A 20892-nucleotide genomic window follows, 5' to 3' on the forward strand; every position below is an offset into this window, starting at 1 on the left:
TAAAGATAAGAAATAGTAATTTAACTTTTCACTTTTATTGATCTATTATTGTGCAATATAAGCTACATTTTAGGTCAATTAAAAACCCGATAAATTCGTTAAAATCCATTGACCTTACTTAGGTTTTTCTTCATTATCGCATCGTTTTAACCGAGCTATTTGCCCACTATGAATTCATCTATTTCTCTCATACGCGAGATTGATGCGTTATTACCACAAACACAATGTGGTCTATGTGGACATCGTGATGGATGTCTACCCTACGCAAAGTCGATTGCTGAAGGTGAAGAAGCAAATAAATGTGTTCCAGGTGGACAACCTGTTGCTGATGCACTCGCAAATCTATTAAATCGTCCTCTATTAACCGCTGAAACTAGCGTATGGCCTGTACAAACGGATGGTCGTCCACAGCGAATGAAAGCGATTATTCGTGAGGATGAATGTATTGGCTGCACCAAATGTATTAGTGCTTGCCCTGTAGATGCTATTATTGGCAGTGGTAAGCTCATGCATACCATTTTGACCGACTTATGCACGGGTTGTGAGTTATGCATTCCACCTTGTCCAGTAGACTGCATTGATCTGGTTGAAGACACACAAGCCTTACCCAATGAACAACAGCGTGCCGCAGAACAAAATGATTTAAGGCAACGCTACTACTCACATATTCAACGTGAAGAAAAGCGTCGCAGTCACCGTAAAGGGCCTGTGGTACGTGCTGAAATTGATACTCAACTGTTTGCGCAGTTTTCTCAGGCACTTGATGAACTACCTTCTATTGAACTCATCGAAAAACCCAAAGAAGCTGTGTTAACTGATGCGAAAACTACAATTGAGTTAGCCAAAATCCGCACCCAAATTAAGAAACTGGAAAAACAGCTCGATGTGCGTGAAGACGCAAAAAAACGTCTTCAACTCGAAGAACTACAACAGCAACTCATGCAATTACAGGAGGTCTGAATGGCTGTCAAAAATATGACGAAAAAGCAGATTCAAATTTTCTTTGAACGCCTTCGCGAACAACGGCCGTCTCCTCAAACCGAGTTAAAATACTCATCCTCTTTTGAGTTACTCATTGCAGTTATGTTGTCAGCTCAAGCCACCGACGTAAGTGTGAATAAGGCAACTGATAAACTTTACCCAGTGGCGAACACGGCTGAGAAAATCTATAACTTGGGCGTAGATGGCTTAAAGGAATATATTAAAACAATTGGTCTTTATAACGCTAAAGCCGAAAATGTCATTAAGACCTGTAAGATTTTAATGGAGCAATTTAACGGTGAAGTTCCAAGCAACAGAAAAGACTTAGAGGCCTTGCCAGGTGTGGGGCGTAAAACCGCAAATGTTGTTTTAAATACAGCTTTCGGACAACCTACCATGGCCGTCGATACGCATATTTTTCGAGTTGGAAATCGAACTGGCTTAGCCTTAGGTAAAAATGTACTTGAAGTTGAGCACCGTTTAATTAAGGTCATTCCTAAAGAATTTATTTTAGATTCACATCACTGGCTCATATTACATGGCCGTTATTGTTGTATAGCTCGTAAACCTAAATGTTCTGAATGTGTGGTTGCTGATGTTTGTAACTGGCCTGACCGTTTTGAATTTGGCGCGCAAAAACAAATTGCTATTAAAAATATTGAAACTTAAAAATATGGTTGGGTATGTTACCTATACCCAATCAATCTTACTTTAGACGCTTTTTCTGATTACGCTCTTCTTTTGCTTGTTTTTGTACCTGCCTAAGCATTTTATAGCTCTGATAACCCAAAAATATGACGAGTGCCAGACTTAGCAATACCACCAAAATCAATATGATTTTCATATTGTTCTCCTGCACTGAGTGAAAGAAAAGAGCCCTCATGATGAGAGCTCCTTGTCACAAATAATATTTTAATTATTTATCTAAAATATTAAACAAGTCTGTTTGTACATCTTCAATTGTACGTAAACCATTAAGCTTGTCATAAGTCGGCGCATTCTCACCAGATGCAGCACGGCTTTGATAGAAGCCAACCAATTGCTCGGTTTCTGTATGATAAGACGCTAAACGTTTACGGATCGTTTCTTCTTGGTCATCTGGACGTTGAACAAGATCTTCACCAGTTTCATCATCTTTACCTTCCACTTTAGGTGGGTTGTAAACTGTATGATAAACACGGCCAGAAGCTGGATGCTGACGACGACCAGAAAGACGTTGTACGATTTCTTCATCAGGAACATCAATTTCAATCACGTGATCAATGCTAATCCCTTCTTTTTCCAAAGCTTCAGCTTGTGGAATAGTACGTGGGAAACCATCGAAAATGCAGCCATTTGCGCAGTCAGGTTGAGCAATACGTTCTTTTACTAAACCGATAATAAGTTCATCTGAAACCAAACCACCAGATTCCATTACACTTTTAGCTTTTAGACCTAATTCAGTACCTTCACGAATTGCAGCACGGAGCATATCACCGGTTGAAATTTGTGGGACATTGTAGCGCTTACAGATCAACTGAGCCTGAGTCCCTTTGCCTGCCCCAGGTGGTCCGAGTAAGATAATGCGCATAAAAAACATCCTCATTTAAAACAATGAATGTGAAGCCTGGCAGAAAAAGTCTCGTTAATCTTCAATAGATTCTGCCCGACGTCGAATTATAAGAAAGCCACAAACAAATGTATTGTACCAGCAATAAATCCGGTTACCCCACCTAATACAATAAGAATCCACTCATCCTCCTGAAATGCAGGACGCAATAAATTCTGAAACTCTTTTGGTGTCAGTTCGCGAATACGCTCTTTAAACATTTGAAAAATCTTCTGTGCCCGGCTTGCGTTTAGTGCAGGGTCACATACGGGTCCCATCGTAATTTCAATTGAACGATCAATCAAGTCCGTCTTTAATCTTGCGTACTCTCTAGGTCCTAAAGAAAGCTGTAAAGATGTACGAACTAACGGTGTTTCCATAATTTCATTAATATGACGTTTTACAATGCGGCGGGTTTTATCTTTACGCGGCCCGTACATCATTTCGGTCATAATCGATTTTAACGTAATCAGATCTTCTGTTACTACGCTTGAAAACACATCAGAGACTTCCTCTTGACGCTTCATAAAAGCACCTTGGACATTATAAGTCCCAATTCGAAGTACTGGTACAATCCAAGGGAACTTACGATCTTTTGTTAACCTAAAAATCTGTGGGTAACGAATATAATGTGGTTCAAGAGGGTTAAACACCATCCAGATTGCAATCCAGTTCGTTAAAAAACCCCAAATCGCAGCCCAAAACGGGACTGTCCAGTGCCAAGGTACGACAAACCAAACAATCATTTGGAAAATACCAAAGAACATCCCAATTAAAGCGCTAATATGCCAAATAAAGTTGATTTCTTTTTGTCCAACTTTTAAGAACATGCGTACCATCAAACGGCGGTCACCTTCCATCTGAGTCACGACCATTTCACGCATATTAACCAGTGACTCGACGTTCATGGTCAGCTCAGTCACTAATTCTCTTAATACACCTGGTAATTGTTTATGTGCCTGAGCATAAATACGGCGTTTAATTGAATAAGGTAAGTTTTCCCAAAGCACAGCATTACGATCAATCATGACTTCATCAATCAGATGCTCAAGTTCAAACCCAACCTGCTCACCAATAATGCGTGCCATATCTTCAGGATCCATTGCTTCTAAAAATTCACGCAATGAACCTAATTTAGATAAAGTATTGTCGGTAATAATGCCCGAGATACGCCCGGCTTTACGTGGCACAATGCCTTGCCAACCGACTGGTAATGGACCTAAGTGGAAACCCCAAAATTTGATTGGGTAGAACACCATTTTTAAAGCCATCCATACGTGTGCCCATGTGACAAAGGCAGTAACTGGAATAATACTTAAAACGGCCCAAAAATCAGGTCTGTGTAAAAAGGTCTGCCACAATCCACTGACGTACTCTAACATGTAAGACTCTCGTATTTATTTGTGCTCTGCTTATGGCGAGTTAACGATAAACTGCTTTGTTTTATAAACCAAAACTTAGAGAATAAGAAAATTGAATTTGTGGTTTAGTATCTGCGGCAACATTTCCATTTTGGTCAGTCAACTTTTCCGCTGCACCAATACCCACACTAAAAGTGCTAATTCTTTCTGAATTCAACAATACATAGGCTAAATCGACACCAGCGCCTAAACGCGATTTATAATCTCCATCGACCTCTTTACTATCGAGATGCCCAGCATAAAAACCGATATAGTAACCATTTTTATCTGTGCCGGTAAGATAATAAGGATATCGAAACCCGACTTGGCCACCAGCAGTTTTGTCACCATTCAAAAAAGCGCCAACTTTTGCATAGGCAATACCATAAGGGTTTACCCATTCACCGTTTAGATGTAATAGTTTTTGTGTAAAACCTGCGCCCACATTCCACGTAGATGCTGTATGTCCTGCTAATTTTGCTTCTGGAAGAAACGAATAGTCTTGAGCATGAGCCCAACTACTTACCGTCAAAACTGCAAGTAAGGGATAAATTTTTCTCATTATTTTCTCCATTTTCCCTAATCGTATTGTGAGAACAACCCTATTCTATTGAATGAGAGACTTTAACAGAATTATTTTGCTTCTTATATACAAGTATCTACAATTTTATTGTCTGCAAAGTCAAAACGTATCTTATTAAAAGGCAATGAAACTTTGAAAATTATGCAATATTTTAAGCTCTCTTGCGTTAGAATAAGCAGCTATTTTTCTACCCTATGTCATTAAGTCGATCCTTATGAAGCAGCACTTTCCTTTAAAAGATATCCAGCAAGAAAAGCGCATTTATCGAGGACGAATCTTTTTTGCCGTAGGTCTGGTTATCATTTGCTTATTAGTGTTGATTAGCCGATACGCTTATTTGCAAATTTTTCACTACGACGAATTCTCTACCGCATCTGACAAAAACCGAATTCGTTTGCAGCCACTTCCACCTGCTCGTGGTTATATCTATGACCGAAATGGTGTATTACTTGCAGATAATTATCCTGTTTTTACAGCAACTTTAAGTAAAACAGATGTAGAAGATGCCGACCATGTTGTTGAGCAGCTACAGCCTATTTTAGATCTAACACAAGAAGATATTGATCGTTTTAAAAGTCGTATAAAAACTGCTCGAAAAACTGAACGTGTCGCAATTAAACTTAATCTAACCGAAGCCAATATTGCCAAGTTCAGTGAAGCTAAATATAAATTTCCCGGCGTAAGAATCGAAACACAAATGACCCGTTATTATCCGCATGGTGAGTTATTTGCTCACGTGATTGGTTATGTAGGGCGTATTAACGATAAAGAATTAAAAAGTATTGATAAAGATTTATATGCTGGAACCAACCTGATTGGAAAGATTGGTGTTGAAAAAAGCTATGAAGATTTGCTACACGGAACACCGGGTTATGAGTCTGTAGAAGCAGATGCCCACAGTAATATATTGCGCCATTTAGGCCGTAAAGACCCCACTCGCGGGAATGACCTGTATTTATCTTTAGATTATGGTTTACAGGCGGTTGCGTCTCAACAGCTCGCAGGCCGTCGTGGTGCTATTGTCGCCATTGACCCTCGTACTGGCGAAATTCTGGCTTTAGTATCTAGTCCAAGTTTCAACCCTAATTTATTTGTGACTGGTATTAACCATAAAGATTATAGTTCTTTACGTGATAGTTTAGATCAACCACTTTATAACCGTGCTGTACAAGGTGCATATCCACCCGGTTCTACCATTAAACCAATGGAAGCCATGGGCGGTTTACACTACGGTATTGTAAACTGGTCAACAGCAATTTCTGACCCGGGTTACTTCCATTTACCCGGTGATTCTCATAAATTCCGCGACTGGAAAAAATCTGGTCATGGCATCGTGAACATGCATAAAGCCATTATTATGTCATGTGATACCTATTTTTATATTCTTGCCCATCAAATGGGTATTGATCAAATGAACCAATGGATGCGTCAATTTGGGTTCGGTCAAAAAACAGGTGTTGATTTACCAAGTGAAAGTGAAGGTCTTTATCCAAATCCTGAATGGAAAATGCGTACTCGCAAAGCCAAATGGATGAAGGGTGAAACTATTTCTGTAAGTATTGGTCAAGGTGCGTTTACAGCTACCCCTTTACAACTTGCTATGGCGACTGCAATTACAGCCAATCATGGTTCTCATGTCACACCTCACGTTTTACGTTCAACTCATGGTGCAAAACCATTTACCGTTCGTAATGCGCCTGATGGCAAAATCAATTTCAACGGAACGGATGAAGACTGGATTCAAATGCGCGATGCCATGGTTGATGTAATTCAATCAGGTACTGGCCGAGGCATTCGTACACCTCTCTATCAAATTGCAGGAAAGACAGGAACTGCGCAGGTTAAAAGTATTGCACAGGGTAAACGTTACAATGAATCAGCCCTAAGCGAACGCCAACTTGACCATGGTTTATTCGTTGGCTTTGCACCAGCCGACAAACCAGAAATTGCGATTGCGGTGATTTGGGAAAATGGTCGTCATGGGGGTTCTGCTGCCCAACTAGCAAAACCTATTTTTGATTATTGGTTATTAACTCGTAAGAAAAACCCGATTCGACCAGCAAATCATCAAGTTAATGGTGGATTGATGACCGCAGGAATTAAGCCAGGTGAACTCTCAAACGGCGGTGAAAGCTCTAGTCCAGCACCAGCCACCTCAGCATCAACACCACAAGCTACACCAGCTCGCTCTGCAACGAATGAGGTTGAGGATTAATGAAAAATCAATTACGCATTATTGGTGGCGAATGGAAAAGAAGAGTACTTCCATTTGCCAGCATTGATGGTTTACGCCCAACGCCGGACCGTGTACGCGAGACTCTATTTAACTGGCTCATGTGGGATATTCAAAATACCCAAGTTCTTGATGTCTGCACAGGTTCAGGTGCTTTAGCTTTTGAAGCTCTGTCACGTGGTGCCGCTTCTGTTTATATGATTGAACCTGATAAAACTCAAGCACGTTTTTTAAAAGATAATATTCAATTATTAAAAGCTCAGAACTGTCATTTAATCAATGCAACTGCACAACAAGCTTTACCCCGCTTAAAAGAGCAATTTGATGTTGTCTTTTTAGATCCACCTTATAGTCTTAATTTATGGCAAGAGCTTGCCGAATTAGCAGACCCTCTCATTAAAACCAATGGTTATATTTATGTTGAAGCTGACCGTGATTTGTCCCAACTTCAACTTCCTACTACTTGGCAACAAGTCAAAACAACCAAAGCCGGTATAGTTCACTCAGGTCTTTATCAGAAAGTAGCTAAATAAAAAGGTAGCCTAAAGCTACCTTTTACCTATGAAGTTATAACTAACTCAATCCAATAACAGCAACAATTGCCGCACAAGCACCTACAATTTTTTTGCCATAGGGCACATATCGTGTAAGCACAGCACCCAATGCTAGTCCACCACAGTAAATTAAAGCCATAGCTGTGACCATACCTGCAACCAAAGCAATAATATGCCCTGCATGCGATAGTTCTACGCCATGAGCCATACCATGAAAACTTGCAAGCAAAGCAGCGGCGATAGGTAAAACCTGATTTGATTTTGTCCATAGTGCAATTGCTGTCACAACTAAAGAAGCAACAATTCCATATTCAGCAATATTTGCAGGTACTAAACCTTGAGCACCGATTAAAAAGCCTACAATTAGGGTAACACTCAAAGTAATGATACCCGCAATTTTCCATTGTTTAGCTGCTGACCAGAGTAAAACACCAAAAGCTAAGGCCATGACTAAATGATCTAAACCAGTAAATGGATGAATAAAGCCTGCCATAAAACCCGAATGTGCATGGTCATGCCCTGGGTGTGCCATTGCAAGTGTAGGTAACAATGCAAGGAGCCCTATGCCCCATTTTTTAATGAAGTCCATAATCTCTCCTTAAGCTTTAAACAGCCCTTGTTTCTCAATAAATTGAATGATTTCTTCAAGACCATCTTGTGTTTTCATATTTGAAAATAAGAATGGCTTTTCCCCACGCATGCGTTTCGCATCTTGATCCATAACATCAAGGTTTGCACCGACCATTGGTGCAAGGTCAGTTTTATTAATAATCAGTAAATCTGACTTGGTAATGCCTGGCCCACCTTTACGAGGGATTTTTTCTCCACCCGCTACATCAATTACATATAGCGTTAAATCAGAAAGTTCCGGACTAAATGTAGCAGCCAAATTATCACCACCACTTTCAATAATAATGAGCTCTAAACCTTCAAACTTTTCACATAAATCATCAATTGCAGCCAAATTAATTGAAGCATCTTCACGAATTGCAGTATGTGGGCAACCACCTGTTTCGACACCAACGATACGATCTGGTGACATGGCTTCATGACGAGTTAAAAAATTGGAATCTTCTTTGGTATAAATATCATTCGTCACTACAGCCATATTGTATTTATTACGCAAAGCAAGGCATAAATTGAGCGTAAGTGCAGTTTTACCCGAACCTACCGGACCACCAATTCCGACCCTTAATGGACTACGTTCTGTCATGATTTTTATCCTTTTATTTCCTAAAATTAAGATCTGAATAACCGTGAATATTGTGTTTCATGTTGCATACTCAACATGGCGTAACGAGGTAAAGCACTACTCAATTGCTCATCATTAAGTTTTAAGGCTTTCTCTATCGCCTGTGGTACCAAACCATGTAAATGCCATAAAATTCTTTGTCCAGCCATTTGCCCTAAAGGTACGGTTTTTACCGCAGCCAGAACCTGATTTTCTAGAACAGTAAAAGTGTAGGCTGTAAGCACATCAGCGTCTTTAAGCTCAAGTCGACCACAGAGCTGTGCATAGACAGGCACGAAACCAAACTGCTTTTTAACCTCAACCGTTTTTTTTAAAACATCTCTAATCCACGCATTTAAAGAAAATGCCAACTGCTGAGACTCTGCCAAAAGCTCTTTACTTTCTCGGCTTGCTCTATATAAATTTGCCCAAACCAAAAACTGATCTTGATCATCATGATGCTGCATGAGACGTTTCAGTACTGGCAGTTCAAACCGCACTAGCAGCATTTCAAGCACTTCTTCGAAATAAGCAATTGCCGACGTTTCATCGTGTATTAAGCCAATATCAATGGCTGTTTCTACACCTTGTGAATAACAATATGCTCCAACTGGCAATGCCGTAGAAGACAGTGTCAGCAATTGAAGTAATTGCGCTGCGTTATGAATGGACATGGTGCAAAGCTTTAATCGGACTTAAGCGGTGGTCATGGCTATGTTGCGCATAAGCACCACTTTCAGGTTCAAATGGATGATCAGTTTCTGAAACTGTAAGCCCTAGCCCTTCTACCATTTCTGCAAGAACATGATCAGGTTCAAAATATAAAGCAGTAGGCGTCAGCATTAATGGCACATGTCTGTTACCGAGGTGATAGGCTGCTTTAAGCAAATCAAAATCGTTTGCAGCAATCACTTGTACTAAACGTTCAGGTTTAGCATCAACACGTAATATGTCGCCATCATTCGTCGCAATATATGAGCCACTCCGCAAAATGCCTGTACGCGGTAAATCAGCGCCCACATCTATGCCATTGGCTAAAGTCGCTCGAAACCGTGATTTTTGACGTGTATCAAAAGTGAGTTCAACCGTTTCAAATGTCTGATCAGGAGAAATGTGTTCAAGGCGTTGTGTATAGATTTTCATTTAGCTCTTCTCTCCTTATTTATTTCTTTCATATATAAAGTAATGAGGTAAATCACCTCTGTAAAACTCATTAAAACAAGAAATAACGCTGAGCCATTGGCAATACTTCAGCAGGTTCACATGTTAATAATTCACCATCAGCTCTCACCTCATAAGTCTCGGGGTGTACATGCATGACAGGACAATATGTGTTGTGTTTCATGTCGGTTTTGCTAATCGCACGCGTGTTTTTGCATGGACTAATTAACTTTTTAAGGTTTAATTTTTCAGCAACTTTTTCATCAATCGCTGCTTGAGATAAAAAGGTAATGCAGGTGTTATGTACACCACGTGGATAGGCACCAAACATTGGACGGTAATGCACGGGTTGAGGTGTCGGAATTGAAGCATTAATATCACCCATCGGTGCCGCTGCAATCATACCGCCTTTAATAATCATGGATGGTTTCACGCCAAAAAAGGCTGGCTTCCACAACACTAAATCAGCTAGTTTTCCAACTTCAATCGAGCCAATTTCATGACTTAAGCCATGCGTAATTGCTGGGTTAATTGTATATTTGGCAATGTAGCGTTTAACGCGATTGTTATCATGAAACTCATTGTCCCCCTCAAGAGGGCCACGTTGAATTTTCATTTTATGAGCAGTTTGCCAAGTACGTAAAATCACTTCCCCCACGCGACCCATCGCCTGAGAATCAGAGGACATCATCGCAATTGCGCCTAAATCTTGCAGAATATCTTCAGCTGCAATCGTTTCACGGCGAATACGACTTTCTGCAAAAGCGATATCTTCAGCAATTGCTGGGTCTAAATGGTGGCATACCATGAGCATATCTAAATGTTCATCAATGGTATTAATCGTATAAGGTCGTGTTGGATTGGTCGAAGACGGTAAAACATTACTCTGTCCAATCGCTTTTAAAATGTCTGGCGCATGTCCACCACCCGCACCTTCAGTATGGTAGGTATGAATCGTGCGATTTTTAAATGCAGCTAAAGTCTCTTCCAAAAAACCGCTTTCATTTAAAGTATCTGTATGAATCGCCACCTGCACATCAAACTCATCCGCCACGCTCAAGCAGTTATCAATCGCTGCTGGTGTTGAACCCCAGTCCTCATGTAACTTGAGCCCAATCACGCCAGCTTTAATTTGCTCTCGAATTGGATCTGGCAAGCTCAAATTACCTTTACCTAACAAACCAATATTCATAGGCAAATCGTCAATGGCCTGCAACATGGTAGCAATGTGCCAAGGTCCCGGAGTCACAGTAGTTGCAGACGTTCCTGCTGCTGGTCCTGTACCACCTCCAACCATTGTTGTTGTACCAGACATAAGCGCAGTTTCAACTTGTTGAGGACAAATCCAGTGAATGTGAGTATCAATACCACCTGCTGTTAAAATCTGCCCCTCACCCGCAATAACTTCTGTTGCTGCGCCTAAAGGAATCGTAATGTCGGGTTGAATATCAGGGTTTCCAGCTTTTCCTATTTTCCAAATGCGACCATTCTTTAAGCCCACATCAGCTTTAACAATTCCCCACCAATCCACAATTAAAGCATTGGTAATGACAGTGTCAGCAACTTGATCGGCCAAAAGTTGTGACTGCCCCATCCCATCACGAATGACTTTTCCGCCACCAAATTTAACTTCTTCACCATAAGTAGTTAAGTCTTGTTCAACTTCAATAAAGAGCTCTGTATCAGCCAAGCGAATACGATCACCCACTGTTGGACCAAACATCTCAGCATATGCACGACGTGACATTTTCATAACTTAATACTCATCTCTTCCATTATCGTTGTTATGTCTAATCCAACTTACCCATGACGCGGCCTGCGAAACCATACACTTCTCGCTTACCCGCTAAACTGACAAGCTCTACTTCCCGAGTTTGTCCCGGTTCAAAACGTATCGCTGTACCGGCCGCGATATTTAACCGAAAGCCTTTAGCTAGCTCACGATCAAACTGTAGTGCATCATTCGCTTCATAAAAATGAAAATGTGACCCCACCTGAATAGGCCTGTCACCAATATTCGCGACCACCACTTTTAAGGTTTCTCGTCCAACATTGAGTTCAATATCTGTATCTGGAGTAATGATTTCACCGGGGATCATAAGCGTTCCTTTTATACGATTGGCTGATGAACCGTGACTAACTTAGAACCATCAGGAAAGGTTGCTTCGACCTGAACTTCTGCAATCATTTCAGACACTCCGTCCATGACATCTTCGCGCTTTAATAAAGTTGTACCGTAATGCATTAAATCACTGACCGTCATACCGTCTCGCGCACCTTCAAGTAAAGCTGCTGAAATAAAAGCAATAGCTTCAGGATAATTCAGTTTCAAGCCACGCGCTTTACGGCGCTCAGCAACGAGTCCTGCTGTAAAAATGAGTAACTTATCTTTTTCTGTTGGATTGAGTTCCATATCTCTTTCCTAAATAGCATTTATATTCTTTAAGCAAAATACGTGCTCAAAAACAGCTTACTTGTTTTAAATGCTTTTTAAATACGCAATTTAACGTAACTTAGGTTTTCCAAATTCTTGGAAATTCTTCTTCCAAATCAAACCAGTAACGTCTTAATCTTGCTCGTATAGCTGCAAATGCATCATGACAATTTCGGACATCATTTCCCAAAAAACGAGCAGAAACCACATCATCCAATAAAGTTAATGTGACAGGTGCTTGCATGCGCATCATCAATTCTCGAATGAGTTCTAACTGTTGTTCTAAATAAAATGATGAACGATATTTTTCGGGAGCGACTGCCCAAAAGCTTCCCATTACTGCTTGATTGTTCATACCTAAACATGAACTAAGCCAACGGTCTTCTCCTTCAAAACACAATGTATCTGCAACCAACAATTTGTGTTCTCGCCACAATTTAAACTGGTTGTGATAACTGCCCTGAACAAAGCGCTCAGCACGTGCCTGCCGCCCAAGTACCAACATATCCCACCCAATAAAACTTGCAGCATGATCAAGATGAATATGAGTTTCTGAATGCGCTAAAGCCCCATCAAACAGCATCGTCTCTTGTGGAACCCACTCTAAAATCGACTGATCTTTCACATGCAAATGGATATGCTGAAAAGCTTGCTTTCCATTGGTTTTGTACCATTTGCCCGCTCCAGGAGTAGTTACTACCGCATGAGCTTGTTCTTTGGTTTCAATTTCAAAAGTAAGATGATCTCCTCCTGCAATTCCTGCTGGTGGATGAACAATAATGGCATGACACACACCTGTTCTTTCAGGCCAGAGCATTTTTTGCACCCTAACAGGGCCATGATGTTTTCGATGACTCATTATGGTGCGTGAATTTTCAAAACAAAAACCGAGCTCAAGTTGTGCATACCAAAATGGTGCTGAAGAATTTTTTGGAAATGGTTGTGCCTGATTCATTCTGGTTCATATGTTCAAAATAAGTGCTTAAACTTATAAGCAAAATACGCACCAAATATAAAAATAAGCCGACTGATAAAATTAGATACAATTTTTCGATTTTAATGAGCTAAAAAATCATCAATGTCTAACATAAAAGCACAGTAACTTATGGAATTGTTTATACAATAGCGCCCATCGTTGCTTCCATACTTGCTCTCCATGAAACTTTTTTTCGTGTTAACCCCACTTGTCTTTTTAACTGGGTGTATTTTTGGCCAATCTAGTGAAGTCAAACGTGCAGAAAAGCTCCTGCACAATTTCGAATGTAAAAATGTTGAGACGAGTCAACTTGCAACAAGCTCGATTAATTCTTATTACCAGCAATCTCTAGCAGTAAGCAAAGAAAAAGCAACTTCATACGTAGAGAGCTACAAAAATGGTGAAGAATTATTCGATATGCCACTGGATGAAGTTCTAAAACAACAATACCAACTTTATAAAGCAGCGTGCGATTCCTTAGGTGGAGTTTCTTCGCAACCGTAATTCATAAGGTATTCATTAAATCATTTTAGTGAATACCTCCTTCTTATTTTCGTTTTAATAATTATTCAAAATTTACTCACTTTACCTTTTGTTAAAATTAAATTACATACTTAAACTTTTATTAAGCTCTCATATTTCATAGCCTATTTATTGATTTTTTATTTATTTTCCGAGGTTTAGATCATCATGAAAAAAACATTATTATCAGTTGCACTTGTAAGTACCCTTCTTGTTGCTTGTAGCAAAAATGAAAATAAAGCCGACACGACAACACAAGCCTCTGCTCCGGCACAAACTACTGACGCCAACAACAATGCAGTAGATACCGCACATACAGCTGAAAATTCACTAGATTGGGATGGTACATATAAAGGTACTCTTCCATGCGCAGACTGTGAAGGCATCAAAACTGAATTAGAACTGAAAGATGATAAAACCTACGAGCTAACCGAAACCTACATTGGTAAAGGTGACACAAACCCGTTTGAAACCCATGGTACATTTACTTTTGACAAAGATAATACTTCTGTCATTACCTTAGATGATAAATCACAAAACCGTAAATTCTTTATTGGCGAAAATACCGCAACTGCTTTAGATATGGAAGGTAAAAAAGTTGAAGGTTCTTTAGCTGAACACTATGTATTGAAAAAATAATTTTTTTAATGATACAAAAACCCGCTCATCTGAGCGGGTTTTCTTTTGAAATCAATTCTTAGTGTGCTGCGAATTGGTTCATTGTATTTTTAGCATCATCATGTGCTTTAAGTGCATTGTCACCAGAGAAGATTTCTTTGTGATCATCACCGATATCAGAACCCGCCATTGCTTGGTGTTTCACACAAGCGATACCACCGCGGATTTCTTTACGTTGTACGCCAGCAACATAAGCCAACATACCTTCAGAACCGAAGTAACCTTGTGCAAGCTCATGTGTAGAAAGAGCAGCAGTGTGGTAAGTCGGAAGTGTAATCAAGTGATGGAACACACCCGCTTCACGAGAAGCATCTGCTTGGAATGTACGGATCTTGTCATCAGCATCAGCAGCTAATTCAGTAGCATCATACTCAGCGCTCATTAATTTAGCACGATCGTAATTCGATACATCTTTACCTTCAGCAACCCAACGGTCATAAGCTTGTTGACGGAAGTTTAAAGTCCAGTTAAATGATGGGCTGTTGTTGTAAACAAGCTTCGCATTTGGAACAACTTCTTTAACACGGTTAACCATGTGAGCGATTTCTTCTACGTTTGGAGTCGCAGTTTCGATCCAAAGAAGGTCAGCACCATTTTGAAGGCTAGATACACAGTCAAGTACAACACGGTCAATTTGAGTGTCAGCACGGAACTGATATAAACCAGAAGGTAAACGCTTAGGACGGTGTAATTTACCATCACGTTTGATCAAGATTTCGTCTTCTTGAGCATCAGCAATGTCAATTTCAACAGTGTCTAAGAAACCGATGTATTGAGAAGCAATGTCACCTGGCTCTTTAACCACTGGGATTTTTTGAGTCAAGTCAGCGCCTTCAGAGTCAGTACGCGCAACGATAACACCGTCATCAAGACCCATTTCTAAGAATGCATAACGTAATGCATGGATTTTAGAGATGAAATCTTCATGTGGAACAGTTACTTTACCAGCTTGGTGACCACATTGTTTAGCATCAGATACTTGGTTTTCGATTTGAAGCGCACATGCACCAGCTTCAATCATTTTACGAGCAAGTAAGTAAGTCGCTTCTTCGTTACCGAAACCAGCATCGATGTCAGCAATAATTGGCACAATGTGAGTTTGGAAACCGTCGATTTGAGCAGTGATTTCAGCAGCTTTAGCAGTATCACCAGCTTCGTTTGCTTTTTTAAGCGCACGGAATAAATCGTTTAATTCTTTTGCGTCAGCTTGACGTAAGAAAGTATAGATTTCTTCGATTAATGCAGGTACTGAAGTTTTTTCGTGCATAGATTGGTCAGGAAGTGGACCAAACTCTGAACGAAGAGCAGCAACCATCCAACCAGAAAGGTAGATATAGCGACGTTCAGTAGTACCGAAGTATTTTTTGTTCGCAATCATTTTTTGTTGTGCGATAAAACCGTGCCAGCAACCTAATGATTGAGTGTATTTGCTAGAGTCAGCATCATAAGCAGCCATATCACGACGCATAATCGCAGCTGTATATTTAGCAATGTCTAAACCAGTTTTGAATTGGTTTTGCATTTGCATACGTGCAGCATCTTCTGGGCTAATATCGCGCCAAGTGCTACCGAATTTTGCTTTTAGTTCGCGGATTGCATCAATCGCTGTTTGATATGTAGTCATGATATTGTCCTGTATTCATTTTAGGATTTCATCGATTAAAGCCTAGAGTCATGTACTTAAATTTCTTATGACACCAGCTGCTTCTTCATGAACACAGCTTAGACTTAGCCAATCAATTAATCCAATATCCTTTATTAATCTTCAGTATTTATTTAAAAAATGTATCGATAAATCGATATTATAGATAAAACCAAAAACTCTAACACTTTGTTTATAAAAATAAAATTATTCTAAAGGAGTATAGAATTTTATTCTAAAAACTTAGTAAGACTTATTTTTATACAATTTATGAAATTTTTTCCACCCATTTTTAACTTTAAAAGTCAATTGTAAATTAGGCTATTTTGCCAATGTTAAAAGTCAATTTTCATGCTAGAAAGTAATAAGTTATATATAAATATATTCTATTTGTCACCTTCATACTTAAAAACGTAGCAAAGACAATAAAATCGAGCCTTTGAAGTACTTTTTACACCTACTTAATTCCTACAAAAAATGTCGTTTTTCTCATCATTTTTTCACACAATAGTTATTAGATATGGCATAATTTGAAACAATTTCAGGGTTTTATTTTCGGTATTTTTTTTATGAATCTGGAGCGAGTAGATCTTAATCTATTAATATATCTTGATGTACTTCTTCGTGAAAAAAATGTTACACGCGCAGCCGAACAACTTGGGGTAACTCAGCCTGCCATGAGTAATATTTTACGTCGCTTACGTAATTTATTTAATGACCCTCTTCTTATCCGTTCTTCTGAAGGGATGACTCCAACAGAACGTGCTCTTGAATTACAACCTCGTATTCGCGATGCGCTTGCTGATCTCTCCATGATTTTGGAACCCCGTACCGAATTCCGCCCTTATACAAGTAATCGCGTTTTCCGCATTATGACATCGGACTATGCCGAAGCAACTTTAGTTCCTCGTCTTGTCAAAGCGCTCCGCTCTGAAGCTCCAAACGTTGTTCTTGATTTTCTTACACCAAGTGATGTGTCTTATAGAGACATGGAACAAGGTAAAGTTGATCTCGCAATTAATAGATTTAATGAAATACCGCAAAGTTTCCATCAGGTTTTAGTTTGGCGTGATAGTTTCAGTTGTATTCTTAACGACAAACACCCTGCTGTAACTCATTTAAATTTAAAAAGCTATTTAGATGCACAACATATCTGGGTTTCTAAAACAGGTATGGGTGTCGGTTTTGGCGTAAACCCTGATAAACAAGGTGGTTTAGGCTGGATTGATCAGGCATTAGAACGTATTGGTCAACGTCGTAAAATTTCTGTATTTACTCGTCACTACCAAATGCCAGCGTTACTTGCTCAAAACGTAGACCTTATTGCCACATTACCAACACGAATGGCACGCCTACAAACACAGAATCCCAAACTACTTATAAAGGATCCTCCTTTTTATATTCCAGAGTTCGAACTTAAAATGGCTTGGTGTCCGTTGTTACATCATCATCCTGCTCATCGCTGGCTGCGCCAACTTATCTTATTTGTTGCTCGTCAAATGATTGAAGAGGAAAACCGTGAATTTCTAACCAATAATTCACAATTTTCTCACTATTAAATAAATTTTAATTTAATTGTCGATTTCAGGCGCTGAGCAATCAATCTGGTTACCTCAGCGCTTTTTTATGTTAAAACATAGTCATAATAATGATGAATCTCAGGTGATTTGTGAGTCTCTTTCAAAATATCATTATCATCGTACTGCTTATCATCGGAGCAGGCTTTTTATCTTTAACTGAAATTGCACTCGCTGGTGCCAGAAAAGTTAAGCTAAAAATTCTAGCCGAAGCTGGTGAAGAACGCGCTCAACAAGTACTAGATTTACAAGAACAATCTGCTGACTTTTTTGCAGCCTCTCAAATTGGCCTAAATGCAGTTGCGATTTTAGGCGGTATTTTGGGTGAAGCTGCTTTTCGTCCTTATTTCGTGACTTTAGTTGACCGTTTCTACGCAGGTCCCTGGACACAAACGATTGGTTTTGCCCTATCCTTTACTTTAGTGACATCACTCTTTATTTTATTTGCCGATCTTATGCCAAAACGTTTGGCTATGATTGCACCCGAAAAAATTGCAATTAGTGTTATTAACCCAATTCAGGTTTTTATTAAGGTTTGTAAACCTTTAGCTTGGGGAATTAACGCAATTGCCAATCTGTTATTCCGTTTATTTAAAGTGAATACAACGCGAGAAGACAATATTACTTTTGATGATATTTCAGCAGTAATGGATGCAGGCGCTCAAGCAGGTGTACTTCAAAAACAAGAACATCACTTTATCGAGAATGTTTTTGAATTAGAAGAACGCAACGTACCTTCCAGCATGACAACACGTGAAAATGTTGTTTATTTCACTTTAAATGAACATGAAGATAGCATTCGCCAAAAATTAGCAGAGTATCCTTATTCAAAATTTTTGGTATGTAATGAAAATATCGATCAGGTCATTGGTTACGTCGACGCCAAAGACTTCCTTGTTCGTATTTTAAATAATCAATCTCCAACGCAATTGAATGAAACAACCATTCGTACGGTCTTGATGATTCCTGACACCTTAACCCTCTCGGAATTACTTGATCGTTTCCGCTCCACAAAAGAAAAATTTGCGGTTGTTATAAATGAATATGCGCTTGTCGTGGGGGTTATTACCTTAAGCGATATTATGATTACGGTTATGGGTGACTGGGTAACCCCAATTGAAGAAGATCAACAAATCATTAAACGCGATAATAACTCGTGGTTAATTGATGGCAGCACACCAATTGATGACCTAAGACACGCACTTGAAATTGATGAAATGCCTGATGAAGAAAATTATGAAACATTAGCAGGCTTCATGATGTACCGCCTACGCAAAATTCCACGCCCAGCAGATTTTGTGGAATTCGGTGGATACAAGTTTGAAGTAGTCGATGTCGATAATTTCAAAATTGACCAACTCCTTGTAACTCGAATTTTAGAACAAAGTGAAGTACATTCATCAATTGATGAAAACTGATTTATATTAATTTAAATACCTCACAAGCAAGTGGGGTATTTTTTCAATCTAAATAAATTTTTCAAATATCTATAATAATTATTTTAGATTCATAAATTCAATTTGCTCTTTTAATCTAAAAATAATATTATTTAAATTATCAATTATATTAAATCTTAAATACTGAAAAATAATAGAATAGTCTATATATCTCAATTAACATAAAGCGAATAGATCCCCATTTACATTACCATCAAACTTTTGTAACCTAACCCAAAGTCAGTCTTTAAATGGTTCTTCTTCTCATTTCACCCATCAAAACATGTATAATTAAAAAAAATATCATATAATTTTTATTTTTATAAAGCCTTTATAATCTATTATTATGAATTACATTTATTATATGCTTACTATAATCCAAATATATATGTTCAGTATTTCTTCAAAATATACCTTTCCAACTGAATATATATTAACCAAATAAACTAAATATATTATTTGTCTTTTTGATAAAAATTAATAAGAATAACCCAGGTCAGAGTTTTGAATAAACTTGTTCAGTAAAACTATAGGCAAAGGATTGATTGTATGCTGACATTACTTGGTGTTGGCATGATTTTGTGCTTCATGTATTTAATCATGTCCAAACGTTTAAGCCCTATTATTGCTTTAATTCTCATCCCATTTATTTTTTCTCTTATTGCTTGGGGCCTAGGTCACTACTTTGAAAGTTTGAGTCATATTGAACTCAAAGGTCTCAGTGAGATGATGCTAGAAGGCATCAAAAAATTAGCGCCAACTGGCGTAATGCTTTTATTCGCAATTTTATATTTTGCCTTAATGATCGATGCAGGTCTTTTCGATCCACCAGTTAAATGGATTTTGAAAAAGGTTAAAGGTGATCCTTTAAAAATTACCATGGGAACCGTGTTTTTAACCACAATGGTTTCTTTAGATGGTGATGGTTCAACGACTTATATGATTTGTGTGGCTGCAATGTTGCCACTTTATCAACGCTTAGGAATGAATACACTCATCATGACAGCACTAATGCTGCTCTGTAGCGGTGTAATGAACCTAACACCATGGGGTGGCCCTACAGCTCGTGCTGCAAGCGCCCTGCAAATTGATCCAAGCCACATTTTCGTACCAATGATTATCCCTATGGTCATTAGTATTGGTTGGTTATTTTTCTTGGCGTACCTATACGGTCGTTACGAGCAAAAACGTTTAGGCGTTATTGAGCTTGAAACTCACCATGGCGACAATATTACCGTATCGAAAGATCCTGAAGCGACCCGCCCACATTTACGCAAAGTAAATATGGTGCTCACAATCCTTCTTATGATTGCTTTGATTAAAGGCATTTTGCCTATGTCTGTGTTGTTCATGATAGCGTTCTGTATCGCAATGCTCATTAACTACCCTGACGTTGATATGCAGAAAAAGCGCATTGCAATGCATGCAGATAGTGTCTTAGCTGTTGTGGGCTTAATTTTCGCGGCAGGTATTTTCACAGGTATTTTATCTGGTACAGGTATGGTTGAGGCGATGTCTAAAGAGTTCGTCGCAATGATTCCTCCAAGCATGGGTCCATATCTTGCACCAATCACAGCTTTAGTCAGTATGCCTTTGACTTTCTTTATGTCTAATGATGCATTCTTCTATGGGGTTTTACCTGTTCTTGCCGAAGCTGCTTCACATTATGGTATTAGTGCAGAAGAAATTGCCCGTGCCTCAATTATTGGTCAACCAGTCCATTTACTATCACCTCTTGTACCATCAACCTATTTGTTATGTGGTCTTGCTAAAGTCGATTTTGCAGACCACCAAAAGTTCACTTTAAAGTGGGCATTTATTACTTGTATGGTTCTTATGGGTACAGCGCTAGTTATTGGTGTTTTCCCTTTGTTCCATTCACTTACATAAATTATT

Annotated in this window: 22 protein-coding genes; 9 read left to right on the plus strand and 13 right to left on the minus strand. The window is 39.0% G+C overall.

Annotation, left to right across the window (positions count from 1 at the left end; translation table 11 throughout):
* Positions 1 to 168 precede the first annotated feature (168 nt).
* Positions 169 to 960: an RnfABCDGE type electron transport complex subunit B gene (locus tag AC2117_RS13555; RefSeq protein WP_133974803.1), complete on the plus strand. Its 792-nt coding sequence runs from the start codon at positions 169 to 171 to the stop codon at positions 958 to 960.
* Positions 961 to 1650 carry an endonuclease III gene (gene nth, locus AC2117_RS13560; RefSeq protein ID WP_197730922.1) on the plus strand — a complete coding sequence of 230 codons (690 nt, stop codon included), beginning with the start codon at positions 961 to 963 and terminating at the stop codon, positions 1648 to 1650. It abuts the gene before it with no gap.
* Between the two features lie 37 nt (positions 1651 to 1687).
* Here nth and AC2117_RS19240 read toward each other — a convergent pair whose 3' ends face one another.
* The 4 genes from AC2117_RS19240 to AC2117_RS13575 all read right to left on the minus strand — a co-directional run bounded on the left by AC2117_RS19240 (position 1688) and on the right by AC2117_RS13575 (position 4531).
* On the minus strand, positions 1688 to 1825 hold the full coding sequence (locus tag AC2117_RS19240; RefSeq protein ID WP_162234628.1) for a hypothetical protein: 138 nt from the start codon (positions 1823 to 1825) through the stop codon (positions 1688 to 1690).
* A 72-nt stretch (positions 1826 to 1897) separates the two neighbouring features.
* Positions 1898 to 2551, minus strand: a complete 654-nt coding sequence (gene adk / locus AC2117_RS13565) for an adenylate kinase (protein WP_003652994.1) — start codon at positions 2549 to 2551, stop codon at positions 1898 to 1900.
* A gap of 86 nt (positions 2552 to 2637) precedes the next feature.
* Positions 2638 to 3951: a hypothetical protein gene (locus tag AC2117_RS13570; RefSeq protein ID WP_133974805.1), complete on the minus strand. Its 1314-nt coding sequence runs from the start codon at positions 3949 to 3951 to the stop codon at positions 2638 to 2640.
* Between the two features lie 61 nt (positions 3952 to 4012).
* Complete coding sequence (locus tag AC2117_RS13575) at positions 4013 to 4531, minus strand: hypothetical protein (RefSeq protein ID WP_005042185.1); 519 nt, start codon at positions 4529 to 4531, stop codon at positions 4013 to 4015.
* 235 nt (positions 4532 to 4766) lie between these two features.
* On the opposite strand from AC2117_RS13575, the gene mrdA reads away from it, so the two are divergent.
* Both mrdA and rsmD read left to right on the plus strand, forming a co-directional pair.
* Entirely contained in the window at positions 4767 to 6767 is a 2001-nt protein-coding gene (gene mrdA / locus AC2117_RS13580; RefSeq protein ID WP_133974807.1) for a penicillin-binding protein 2, read from the plus strand.
* On the plus strand, positions 6767 to 7318 hold the full coding sequence (rsmD, locus tag AC2117_RS13585; RefSeq protein WP_133974809.1) for a 16S rRNA (guanine(966)-N(2))-methyltransferase RsmD: 552 nt from the start codon (positions 6767 to 6769) through the stop codon (positions 7316 to 7318). Before mrdA ends, rsmD begins: the two co-directional genes overlap by 1 nt.
* 40 nt (positions 7319 to 7358) lie before the next feature.
* On the opposite strand, the gene AC2117_RS13590 is transcribed toward rsmD, so the two are convergent.
* The 8 genes from AC2117_RS13590 to AC2117_RS13625 all read right to left on the minus strand — a co-directional run bounded on the left by AC2117_RS13590 (position 7359) and on the right by AC2117_RS13625 (position 13120).
* Entirely contained in the window at positions 7359 to 7928 is a 570-nt protein-coding gene (locus AC2117_RS13590; RefSeq protein WP_133974811.1) for a HupE/UreJ family protein, read from the minus strand.
* Between the two features lie 9 nt (positions 7929 to 7937).
* Positions 7938 to 8552 carry an urease accessory protein UreG gene (gene ureG, locus AC2117_RS13595; RefSeq protein ID WP_133974813.1) on the minus strand — a complete coding sequence of 205 codons (615 nt, stop codon included), beginning with the start codon at positions 8550 to 8552 and terminating at the stop codon, positions 7938 to 7940.
* Between the two features lie 26 nt (positions 8553 to 8578).
* Positions 8579 to 9244, minus strand: a complete 666-nt coding sequence (locus tag AC2117_RS13600) for an urease accessory protein UreF (RefSeq protein WP_133974815.1) — start codon at positions 9242 to 9244, stop codon at positions 8579 to 8581.
* The gene (ureE, locus tag AC2117_RS13605; RefSeq protein ID WP_133974817.1) at positions 9231 to 9713 is read right to left on the minus strand and encodes an urease accessory protein UreE; all 483 of its coding nucleotides are present in this window, start codon (positions 9711 to 9713) and stop codon (positions 9231 to 9233) included. The genes AC2117_RS13600 and ureE overlap by 14 nt, the downstream gene beginning before the upstream one ends.
* Before the next feature lie 70 nt (positions 9714 to 9783).
* Complete coding sequence (ureC, locus tag AC2117_RS13610; protein WP_133974819.1) at positions 9784 to 11484, minus strand: urease subunit alpha; 1701 nt, start codon at positions 11482 to 11484, stop codon at positions 9784 to 9786.
* Positions 11485 to 11521: 37 nt separating this feature from the next.
* A complete protein-coding gene (locus AC2117_RS13615; RefSeq protein ID WP_133974821.1) occupies positions 11522 to 11830 on the minus strand; it encodes an urease subunit beta in 309 nt (102 codons plus the stop codon).
* Between the two features lie 11 nt (positions 11831 to 11841).
* Positions 11842 to 12144 (minus strand): urease subunit gamma, encoded by a 303-nt coding sequence (ureA, locus tag AC2117_RS13620; RefSeq protein ID WP_005042204.1) that lies wholly within the window; start codon positions 12142 to 12144, stop codon positions 11842 to 11844.
* Between the two features lie 100 nt (positions 12145 to 12244).
* Entirely contained in the window at positions 12245 to 13120 is an 876-nt protein-coding gene (locus AC2117_RS13625; RefSeq protein ID WP_197730923.1) for an urease accessory protein UreD, read from the minus strand.
* Positions 13121 to 13321: 201 nt separating this feature from the next.
* On the opposite strand from AC2117_RS13625, the gene AC2117_RS13630 reads away from it, so the two are divergent.
* The gene (locus AC2117_RS13630) at positions 13322 to 13645 is read left to right on the plus strand and encodes a hypothetical protein (RefSeq protein WP_075431296.1); all 324 of its coding nucleotides are present in this window, start codon (positions 13322 to 13324) and stop codon (positions 13643 to 13645) included.
* Between the two features lie 186 nt (positions 13646 to 13831).
* Positions 13832 to 14302: a copper resistance protein NlpE gene (locus AC2117_RS13635; RefSeq protein WP_133974823.1), complete on the plus strand. Its 471-nt coding sequence runs from the start codon at positions 13832 to 13834 to the stop codon at positions 14300 to 14302.
* A gap of 58 nt (positions 14303 to 14360) precedes the next feature.
* On the opposite strand, the gene AC2117_RS13640 is transcribed toward AC2117_RS13635, so the two are convergent.
* Positions 14361 to 15965 (minus strand): isocitrate lyase, encoded by a 1605-nt coding sequence (locus AC2117_RS13640; protein ID WP_133974825.1) that lies wholly within the window; start codon positions 15963 to 15965, stop codon positions 14361 to 14363.
* 587 nt (positions 15966 to 16552) lie between these two features.
* On the opposite strand from AC2117_RS13640, the gene AC2117_RS13645 reads away from it, so the two are divergent.
* From AC2117_RS13645 to AC2117_RS13655, 3 genes are all read left to right on the plus strand, one after another.
* Entirely contained in the window at positions 16553 to 17542 is a 990-nt protein-coding gene (locus AC2117_RS13645; protein ID WP_133974827.1) for a LysR family transcriptional regulator, read from the plus strand.
* A 110-nt stretch (positions 17543 to 17652) separates the two neighbouring features.
* Positions 17653 to 18978, plus strand: coding sequence for a hemolysin family protein (locus AC2117_RS13650; protein ID WP_003653027.1), 1326 nt, complete (start codon positions 17653 to 17655; stop codon positions 18976 to 18978).
* Positions 18979 to 19545: 567 nt separating this feature from the next.
* Entirely contained in the window at positions 19546 to 20886 is a 1341-nt protein-coding gene (locus AC2117_RS13655; RefSeq protein ID WP_133974829.1) for a CitMHS family transporter, read from the plus strand.
* The last annotated feature ends 6 nt before the right edge of the window (positions 20887 to 20892 follow it).

This window comes from Acinetobacter calcoaceticus (genome assembly GCF_900520355.1).
Classification (GTDB): Bacteria; Pseudomonadota; Gammaproteobacteria; order Pseudomonadales; family Moraxellaceae; genus Acinetobacter; species Acinetobacter calcoaceticus_C.